Below are 3,109 nucleotides of genomic sequence, written 5' to 3'. Positions count from 1 at the left end.
GCAATTTGCTGTAACACTTCCAGTGAGCCGTGACGTAACTCCAGCTCGACTTCATGTATGACCGCCTTGTTGTTACCCGAAACGGCTTCACCAAAGTCGTACGCCAGTTCAATCAGGGTATTCTGATCGGCCTCCAGCATAAGGATATCCCGGTCAAATTCAGTATAGAACAGACGCTGCAACTGCTTCCAGCTGCCACTGTCATCGACAATCGGCGCTATGGGTGTCTGGCGAAGCAATGGCAGATCAAACTCACCATTGATGATCGGATGTTCCCACTCTTCACGCTGATGCAGACCATCTTGAACCTTGCCACTGGTTTTCACGGTTTGCAGCCATTGATCGTCGATCTGTCGCCTGCGTAAAGCGATGCCCTGCTGTTTCAGTTTCAGTTGCGGGGTATCAAAATATTCCGTCCGCAGATGCAACTGCTTTTGCTCACTGACCATGGCTTGCAGCCATTCCAGATCAGCAAGATTCAGTTTGGTCTCGCCATTCACGGCGAGTTTCATTTCCTGTTCAAGACTCATTTCAGTAACGGCTTCAGGTAATGTCCGGTATGCGAACGTGGATATTCAGTGATTTGCTCAGGCGTGCCGACAGCAATCACTTCACCGCCGCCAGCACCACCTTCAGGGCCCATATCAATTACCCAATCGGCGGTTTTTACTACATCCAGATTATGCTCAATCACCACGATAGTGTTACCGCGGTCGCGTAAGTGATGCAAGACTTTCAGCAGTTGCTCAATATCGTAAAAATGTAGCCCGGTAGTCGGCTCATCAAGGATATACAGCGTTTTACCGGTATCACGTTTGGATAATTCTTTGGCCAGTTTGACCCGCTGCGCTTCACCGCCGGAAAGCGTTGTAGCGTTCTGCCCCAGCTTGATATAGGTCAGGCCGACATCGATCAGGGTTTGCAGTTTTTTTGCCACCACCGGAATATTTTCAAAAAACACATTGGCATCTTCGATAGTCATATCCAGCACTTCAGTGATGGTTTTACCTTTATAGCGAATATCCAGGGTTTCCCGATTGTAACGCTTACCTTTGCAGACATCACAAGGCACATAAATATCGGGCAAAAAGTGCATTTCGACCTTAATCAGACCGTCACCCTGACAGGCTTCACATCGTCCACCTTTAACATTAAAACTGAATCGCCCCGGCCCATAACCCCGAGCCCGTGCTTCCTGAGTGCCGGCAAATAATTCACGAATTGGGGTAAATAAACCGGTGTAAGTGGCCGGATTGGATCGTGGTGTCCGGCCAATTGGGCTTTGGTTAATCGCTACTACCTTATCCAGCTGATCCAGGCCCAAAATTTCGGTATGTGGAGCCGGTTCATCTGAAGCACCGTTCAGAGTTTTAGAGGTCAATTTAAGCAAGGTTTCATTAATAAGCGTCGATTTACCGGAACCAGATACGCCGGTCACACAAGTCATCAGACCGATCGGAATATCGACATCGACATGTTTCAGGTTATTACCGCAGGCACCACGCAGACCAATGGATTTACCGGCATGGGCGGTTTCGCGTTTCGCTGGTATTTCAATTTTTCGCCGACCAGAAAGGTACTGTCCGGTAAGCGAATGCTCACTTTTCATAATATCTTCTGGTGTGCCCTGCGCCACAATTTCACCGCCATGAACACCGGCACCCGGCCCGATATCCAAAACATAATCGGCACTGCGAATCGCGTCCTCATCATGTTCAACTACAATCACCGTATTTCCCAAATCACGCAGCCGGGTCAGTGTTCCCAACAGACGATCATTGTCACGTTGATGCAAGCCAATGGAGGGTTCATCGAGGATATACATCACACCGACCAGACCGGCACCGATCTGGCTGGCCAGCCGGATACGCTGCGCTTCACCACCAGATAAGGTATCGGCACTGCGCGCCAGCGAAAGGTAATCCAGCCCGACATTAACCAGAAAACTTAATCGGGCACTAATCTCGCTGACTATCTTGCTGGCTATCTCGCCTCGTTTACCCGGCAACTGTAATTGCTGGAAAAACTCGGTGGCTTCACCAATCGGCATCGCCGTTATTTCTGGTAAATTGGTTTCATTGATAAATACATTTCGAGAGGCTTCGCGTAAGCGGGTGCCATGACAATCCGGACAGGCTCTGATTGAATGGAATTTCGCCAGTTCATCGCGCACACTACCTGATTCAGTCTCATGATAGCGGCGTTGCAGGTTGGGAATTATGCCTTCGAAAGCATGTTTACGGCTCACCCGTTTGCCACGATCACTGATATAACTGAAATCAATTTCAGTTCGACCACTGCCATACAAAATCACTTGCCGGACATTTTCAGGTAATGAATCAAATGCCGCATCAATATCAAATTGAAAGTGATCGGCTAGCGATAGAATCATTTGATAATAATAGGCATTACGACGATCCCATCCGCGAATGGCACCGGCGGCCAAACTGAGTTCAGGGTGTGCAACGACTCGGGAAGGATCTACAAACTGCTTAATACCCAGACCATCACATGTCGGGCAGGCACCGGCCGGATTATTAAAGGAAAACATGCGCGGTTCGAGCTCAGCAATCGAATAACCACATTCAGAACAGGCAAAACGGGCCGAAAATAAAGTTTGGTCCGCGTCATCATCCATTGAGACGACTTTGGCCACACCATCGGCTAATTTCAAAGCCGTTTCAAACGATTCCGCCAAACGCTGCTGTAAGTCTTCACGAACTTTAAAACGATCTACTACGGCTTCAATAGTATGTTTTTTGCGTAATTCGAGCTCCGGTGGCTCGTCCAATTCAACGACTTCACCATTGACTCTGGCACGAACAAAACCTTGCGCTCTCAGGCCTTCAAACACTGACAGATGTTCACCCTTGCGATCCTGAATCACCGGTGCCAATAGCATTAAACGTTTGCCTTCGGGCATCGCTAATACAGTGTCCACCATCTGGCTGACGGTCTGGGCTTCCAGCGGCAGGTGATGGGTTGGACAGCGCGGCTCACCGGCTCGCGCCAGTAATAATCTCAAATAATCATAGATTTCAGTGATGGTACCGACGGTGGAACGCGGATTATGCGATGTCGACTTCTGTTCAATCGAAATCGCCGGTGA

General features: G+C 49.1%; 2 protein-coding genes. Both read right to left on the bottom strand.

The genetic code is table 11. The features are described 5' to 3' along the window. Nucleotides 1–530 (bottom strand): inorganic triphosphatase (locus B3182_RS03385; protein WP_292751555.1); only part of this gene is annotated, 530 nt, incomplete at its 3' end. Beyond that, on the bottom strand, nt 527–3,109 hold a 2,583-nt coding region (gene uvrA, locus B3182_RS03380), incomplete at its 5' end, for an excinuclease ABC subunit UvrA (protein ID WP_292751552.1). The genes B3182_RS03385 and uvrA, both read right to left, overlap by 4 nt.

This window comes from Methylophaga sp. UBA4204 (genome assembly GCF_002379485.1).
Lineage (GTDB): Bacteria > Pseudomonadota > Gammaproteobacteria > Nitrosococcales > Methylophagaceae > Methylophaga.
The sequence above is the reverse complement of the archived record's forward strand: the minus strand, read 5'-3'. Positions and strand labels throughout refer to the sequence as shown.